Here is a 6,267-nt window from a genome sequence, read left to right as displayed (position 1 = left end):
GTTGTTTGATTGGGGGCTTACCTTTCAAGCAAGTTCTAATTGATGGTGGTGTAGGGGATTATGTATCAAAATTATTTACAGGAACTTCAATGTCACCTATCATACTTGCTTGGTTAGTTGCTGCAATATTACGTATATCTTTAGGATCAGCCACAGTTGCAGCTATATCCACTGCAGGATTAATTATTCCGATGCTGGCCCAATACGATGTTAATTTAGCTTTAGTAACTCTTGCAACTGGGGCAGGTAGTTCAATTTGCTCACATGTTAATGATGCAGGATTTTGGATGATTAAAGAATATTTTGGATTAAGCATGAAGGAAACATTTTCAACATGGACAATACTTTCCACTATTACTTCTGTAGCAGGACTAGGGTTTATTTTATTATTAGATGCATCCTTAATTATAGCGGGGGTATTAATAATTTTTATTAGTATAGTAGCAATATATTTCAGTGGCTTTAATAGATCTAAGAATAAAAATAACGTTTTGGATATATAAAGGCATAAATTCTTTTAAAAACAATGGGAGAGTTTGCAGGACTTTTCTCACACTCTCTGCCGGAAAACTGTCCTTCAGAACCCCGACGAATGGCAGTTTCTTTTTATTGTACTTTCGGGGTTAGTTGAACAATCGGGCCATTTAATGAAATAAGGCTTTTGAGCTAGCTGCTGATAATATAGAATTTTATAGATACTATCAACCACTTATCAAAGTATTTTCCGGGAATAAGGAATTTTCAAAAGGAATAAGAGTTGTAGTAATCTAGAGGTAAATTCGAAAGTGATATACTACTAATAAAGAAGCTAGTCTTGATTTTTTAGTACTTAATGGGGTGAAACAGAAATGAAAATTGAACATGTAGCTATTTGGGTCAATGATTTGGAAGCCATGAGAACGTTTTATGAAACGTATTTTAATTGTAAGTCGAACAATAAGTATCATAATGCAGAAAAGAAATTCGAATCATATTTTCTCACATTTAATTCTGGAACACGATTAGAGATTATGCGTAAATTGGGTATTGATAAGAAAAAACAGGATGATATGATAGGCTGGGCTCATATTGCCATTTCTTTAGGAAGCAGGGAGTCCGTTAATCATATGACAGACAGATTAAAGAATGATGGGTATCGACTTATTAATGGTCCGCGAGTCACTGGAGATGGATATTATGAAAGTGTTATTGAGGATCCGGAAGGAAATCTTATTGAGTTGACTGTATAAACAAAACAATAATCATACATATAATAAAATTTTCACAAAAAAGAGGTTGTGAAATAATTACACTTAACCTACCAGGACCAGGCAGATCACTATTTCACTATCCCCGTTGTATGATAATGGGTCATCCTTATTGTCAGATTGGGAAGAAGATGAGGATTTACTCGACTTAATGGAAAACGAAGACTTATTTGAAGAAACAATCGTGTATGCCGAGACTACATCAAAAGCCTTTGCCAATGAACATTCCATAGAAATTGGGCTGGTTGATAAGGATGTTTATAATAATATTAATTTAGATATAACGGAAGATGAATTTTTTGAGATAATTGAAAAGTATTCAGACTATCTGTGGCCTGTAAGGAAACAAATGATTCAAAAGTTAGTAATACAACGATATGAAAATATAAAAAAACTTGCAAACAAATAAGACAAGTGGGACGGGATCCTATCCCGTCCCTTTTATTGTTTATATTCAAAGTAGGAGAAGTAGGCACTATTTTGCTCGATTTCTTAAAAAGGAAGATCGTAATCATCAATGTCAATGGGCTTCTTCGGACTCTTTACTGCTGATTCCGTTTTCTCTTCATTATCGATTATTTCTCCACATTTATCACAGCTGATAAATGTATCATTTAAATGAAATCCCACGTACCCGTGCGCGCACTCCTGTATGTCCCAAATTGTCTCCCAATCGACTTCAAATGCATAATCACATTTTTTGCAATAAAACACTACACTTCCGAAATCCTCTTTTTCTCCACTTTTTGATTTTCTCTTCTTTTTTTTACACATTCATTTAGACCCCAAATATGTAAATTTTATCTCACTTGTTACAAATAATCATATCATACCCTTTCAATTTGCTGGATGAATTTTGGAGAAATGAGGGGGATATATTGCGCACCTAACGAAAGATAATCAAAATAAGCGGATATTTCCGGTTAAACAGCAAAATAGAGCTCGATTCGGGGGATTTAAGCGGAGGATTTCCGGTTAAGCAAAGCAAAATTACTCATTTTCATGTTTTTCGAGTTAATAGTCGGAATTTTTCCGGCTATTTAAGGAATTTTCGGTGCTATTTCTTAATTAACAGAAGTTTCTCCGCTTATTTATCAAACTCGATTTACTTGTAGGTTTGTTTAACGATACAGCTTGTGTAGGAGGTTTAGTTCGATAATTAAAAAATAAGTTTGATTAATGTTCGTTCGGTTATTCAACCAACGGTCCATTATCTAGAATAACACTTTATAAATTATCTGAAATAATCAATCTTTTTTAATTGAGAATTGTTATCACTTACTGTATATTAGATAGTAACGATATAGATAATTGATTAAGGAGAATATACAATGCAAATATACTGGACTAAAATAAATAAGATTATTGAGGAAACGCCTGAGGTTAAAACGTACTTGCTCGATTGTCCGGAAGGCTTTACATGGGAAGAAGGATCCCACACCCACTTCGCACTGGAAGGTTTCAATGCTGGAGATAAACCGAACCGCAGCAGGATTCGCCATATGTCAATCTCTACATTACCGCATGAAAATGCAATCGGCATCACAACACGCATTAGAGAGCAGTGCTCTGAGTTTAAAACGATTTTAAAAAATCTTAAAGTCGGAGATGAAGTGGCAATATTTAAAACTCATTCGAATGTACCGCTAAAAAGAGAAGACAAAAATGTTTACCTGCTGTCATCAGGTGTCGGCCTAGCAACTTTCAGACCGCTTGTACTTGAATATTTCGAACGTGCTGACAACGTCAATCGAATTCACTCCCTGAACATCGATTCATCAAACGATTTTTTATTCACTAATATTTTTAAATCCGCAACTGATAAGAAATTCACTGCACAGTTCGTCGATAATCGTAAAGACTACTATGAAGCAGTGAAAAATCTTGCTGCCGACAAGGATGGACTCTTCTATGTTGTTGGCAGCGACGACTTCCTAGTACAGAACATTGAAGTACTGCGTGAGCAGGGCATTCAGCCAGAACAGATTATGCTCGATAAGCGCGAAAATGAACTGCCTAAGTTTTTCTCATTTGATTTGTCAATGTAAGCTAGACAAACGATTTACTAAATGATGTTCCATAAAGGAGCGATAACCTCTATAAAATTCTTAGAGCTCATTGGAAAGAGCAGCTCAAGTGAAATAGGGAGTTGTGGCTCCTTTTTCTTGTTTAATTAACGAGGCAGTTCAATAAGAACTAGTAAACAAAACATATAAAAAATGATATTCTTATAAAGTGTTTAATAGGATTTATAAGGAAAAGAGTGAAAGTAGTGAGAATTGGTTTTTTTGATTCGGGAATTGGTGGGATGACTGTTCTTCATCAGGCATTGCAACTTTTACCGAATGATGATTATATATTTTATGCAGATACCTTACACGTTCCATATGGTGAAAAAACGAAAGAAGAGGTAAGGAAATATATTTTTGATGCAGTTGACTTTATGGCTAATCAAGGAATCAAAGCATTAGTCATTGCTTGTAATACTGCAACAAGCATCGCAGTGGATGACCTTCGCCAAAAGTATGACTTCCCTATATTGGGTATTGAACCCGCTGTGAAACCCGCCGTTCAAAGCTGTGAGAAAAAAAGAAAAAAGGTATTAGTATTTGCTACTAATTTGACTCTTAGGGAAGAAAAGTTCCATAACCTTGTGAAAAGCATAGACCATCACGATATTGTTAATAGTCTGCCTCTTCCTGGTCTTGTCCAATTTGCTGAGGATTTCGAATTTAGAGATGAGAAAGTCGTACCATATTTAATGGAAAATCTATCTACGTTTGATTTAAAGCAGTACGGGACAGTCGTTCTTGGATGCACCCATTTCCCATACTTTGAAAAAATCATAAGGGGAATATTTCCTAAAGAGGTTGATATAATTTCTGGAAGCGTTGGTACTGCAAAAAACCTAAAACGCATTCTCGAAGCAAGAAATCAAATGAACGATGGGACAGGAGATATATTATTTTATAAATCCGGATATAAGGTAGAAGATAAAGAAACATTATCTAATTACAAAAAGCTGTTGGAAATGTTAGACAGGATAAATTTAAAAATTGGAGTATAAATTTTAATGAAAATCTGTTTCTATATCTTATCGAAAATAAGTTTAAACCCCTTCAGTCGAAGGGGTTTTTAAATACTATTTTTTCTCGTTGAAGTTGTTAAGCTAATGAGCATCAGTTCACTGGTCCTAGTGAGGAGTTTATAGCGCTCAATAAAAAAGAAGATAACCAAGGGTTGGATAAGTATTACGAAAAGGTATACGGATCTTACTTTATAGATTCTGGGCTCGATTCCTTCATAGCTGCATTTGGTACTCAATACCCAACTTTTGCTTACAATAATGGCTATAAGTTAAGTCTTAAAAATATCGCGATTAAACAAAGCGAGAAAAATCCCTATCTTTATACTTTTATAGCAAAGGTAGCTTGTCAGAAAGATGGAGATAAAGAAAAAACTACAAGTGTAGAAGGGATTGTCCTTTTTTCTAAAACGGAAGAAGGAAAAATTGAGGGATTTAAATACACGAATGACAACGGACTATCGGAAATTTTGCAAATTGAGCAATTAAACAATTTAATAGAACCTAATTGGGTTCTTTTTGTGTGATTAACATATTCATTCCAAATAATAGCAGTAATTGAACAATCGTCATTAGTTTTTTTATGATCATGCCAGATTGCGGAGTACGATATCAATCAAATTGAATTTTTATGAAACTATTCTATTAAAAATTTCGTACCTTAAATTAAAAATACTAACAAAGAAATTAATGAAGGGATCTTTAAATGAAGAAGTACATCTATTCACCTCCAAAAATCAAAAATTCCTCTAAATTAGTTGATGTACTCGATCAAGCGATAGTTATTCAACGGGGGCAAGAGTTAAAGTCGACTAAAGGGCAGGTTAGCATAATAAGGAAATTTCCGAAGGTAATAGAATTAAGTCAGTGGAAAGCAATCCGACATATTTGTGCGTGAAATGTCGGACCGATAAATACCATTTTCTATAGATTAGATAAGTGGAAGGAGAGGAAAAATGGATTGGATAGATAGAATGAATAGTGCATTGGATTACATTGAAAACAATCTAGAGTACGGTATAGATTACAAAAAAATTGCACAGGTAGCATATAGTTCCGAATATCACTTTCCAAGAATGTTTTCATCTATCTCGGGAATATCTCTATCTGAATATATCAGACGGAGACGCTTAACACTTGCTGCATTTGATATTCAAAAAAGTGACATCCGAATTATAGACGTAGCCATTAAATATGGCTACGAGTCTGCTGACTCTTTTTCCCGTGCTTTTCAGAAAACACATGGAATTAAACCTTCAGAAGCTCGTAATCAAGGGATACAATTAAAAGCCTTTCCAAGGATTTCCTTCCAAATTTCAATAAAAGGGGATACTGAAATGGAGTATCGGATTGAGAATCTCGATTTTGATTTAAAAGTTATTGGAAAAGGTAAGGTAGTCAAAACAAGTAAAGCCTTTAAAACAATTCCCACGCTTTGGAGTAGTGCAAAAAAGGATGGATTTATGCAACAATTGATTGATATGTCATGGGAAGAACCAAAATGCACACTTGAAAGTCTTTTAGGCGTTTGTGGAAAAGAGGCAGCCATAATGGATGAAGAATTTACATACTTTATGGGTGTCCGATATGATGGAGATGTCCCAAGTGATATGGAAACGCTCTCTATTACCCATAGTACCTGGGTTGTTTTTCCGGGTATAGTGAATGCTTGGAAGCGATTGTACACAGAGTGGGTTCCAACTTCTGGATATGAACTTGCAGATATACCTTGTATCGAATGTTATTATCCACCAAAGCATAAACCTAGAAACGAACTTTGGGTTCCTATAATTCCGAAATAAAGACATATTAATAAACTAGGGTAATCAAAAGAAGGAAACTTCCAATAAACTTGGAGGTTCCTTTTGTTCCATTTCTACATTAATATTTACATATTTAAATAAGCAAGTAAGATTGTGAACCTTGAAGCAAAGT

The 6,267-nt window shown here is 34.6% G+C and carries 9 protein-coding genes; 8 read left to right on the top strand and 1 reads right to left on the bottom strand.

Annotated features, from left to right (window positions below; genetic code table 11):
* The 3 genes from B5V89_RS05375 to B5V89_RS05365 form a co-directional block, all read left to right on the top strand.
* A partial coding sequence (locus B5V89_RS05375) for a GntT/GntP/DsdX family permease (RefSeq protein WP_483401376.1) occupies positions 1-503 on the top strand: 503 nt, incomplete at its 5' end.
* 345 nt (positions 504-848) lie between these two features.
* Complete coding sequence (locus tag B5V89_RS05370; RefSeq protein WP_107958736.1) at positions 849-1,229, top strand: VOC family protein; 381 nt, start codon at positions 849-851, stop codon at positions 1,227-1,229.
* Positions 1,230-1,359: 130 nt separating this feature from the next.
* Positions 1,360-1,656, top strand: coding sequence for a hypothetical protein (locus B5V89_RS05365; protein WP_108070812.1), 297 nt, complete (start codon positions 1,360-1,362; stop codon positions 1,654-1,656).
* 83 nt (positions 1,657-1,739) lie between these two features.
* Here B5V89_RS05365 and B5V89_RS05360 read toward each other — a convergent pair whose 3' ends face one another.
* The gene (locus B5V89_RS05360) at positions 1,740-2,021 is read right to left on the bottom strand and encodes a hypothetical protein (protein WP_108070810.1); all 282 of its coding nucleotides are present in this window, start codon (positions 2,019-2,021) and stop codon (positions 1,740-1,742) included.
* 557 nt (positions 2,022-2,578) lie between these two features.
* Between B5V89_RS05360 and B5V89_RS05355 the strand changes: the two genes are divergently transcribed.
* The 5 genes from B5V89_RS05355 (at position 2,579) to B5V89_RS05335 (ending at position 6,134) form a co-directional block, all read left to right on the top strand.
* Positions 2,579-3,295, top strand: a complete 717-nt coding sequence (locus B5V89_RS05355) for a dihydropteridine reductase (RefSeq protein WP_066232761.1) — start codon at positions 2,579-2,581, stop codon at positions 3,293-3,295.
* Between the two features lie 224 nt (positions 3,296-3,519).
* Entirely contained in the window at positions 3,520-4,314 is a 795-nt protein-coding gene (gene murI, locus B5V89_RS05350; RefSeq protein ID WP_108070808.1) for a glutamate racemase, read from the top strand.
* Positions 4,315-4,487: 173 nt separating this feature from the next.
* The gene (locus B5V89_RS05345) at positions 4,488-4,859 is read left to right on the top strand and encodes a hypothetical protein (protein ID WP_066232755.1); all 372 of its coding nucleotides are present in this window, start codon (positions 4,488-4,490) and stop codon (positions 4,857-4,859) included.
* Between the two features lie 179 nt (positions 4,860-5,038).
* On the top strand, positions 5,039-5,230 hold the full coding sequence (locus tag B5V89_RS05340) for a hypothetical protein (RefSeq protein ID WP_066232752.1): 192 nt from the start codon (positions 5,039-5,041) through the stop codon (positions 5,228-5,230).
* Between the two features lie 58 nt (positions 5,231-5,288).
* Positions 5,289-6,134: an AraC family transcriptional regulator gene (locus B5V89_RS05335; RefSeq protein ID WP_108070806.1), complete on the top strand. Its 846-nt coding sequence runs from the start codon at positions 5,289-5,291 to the stop codon at positions 6,132-6,134.
* Positions 6,135-6,267 lie beyond the last annotated feature (133 nt).

Origin of the sequence: Heyndrickxia sporothermodurans (assembly GCF_003055045.1) — a bacterium.
Classification (GTDB): domain Bacteria; phylum Bacillota; class Bacilli; order Bacillales; family Bacillaceae_C; genus Heyndrickxia; species Heyndrickxia sporothermodurans.
Note: the sequence above shows the minus strand (reverse complement) of the source record. Positions and strands in the feature narration are given on the sequence as shown.

Bases quoted from the DNA above. Each gene is read 5' to 3' on its own strand.
- B5V89_RS05335 (WP_108070806.1), top strand. From the start codon at position 5,289: ATGGATTGGATAGATAGAATGAATAGTGCATTGGATTACATTGAAAAC.
- B5V89_RS05340 (WP_066232752.1), top strand. From the start codon at position 5,039: ATGAAGAAGTACATCTATTCACCTCCAAAAATCAAAAATTCCTCTAAA.
- B5V89_RS05370 (WP_107958736.1), top strand. From the start codon at position 849: ATGAAAATTGAACATGTAGCTATTTGGGTCAATGATTTGGAAGCCATG.
- B5V89_RS05355 (WP_066232761.1), top strand. From the start codon at position 2,579: ATGCAAATATACTGGACTAAAATAAATAAGATTATTGAGGAAACGCCT.
- B5V89_RS05360 (WP_108070810.1), bottom strand. From the start codon at position 2,021: ATGTGTAAAAAAAAGAAGAGAAAATCAAAAAGTGGAGAAAAAGAGGAT.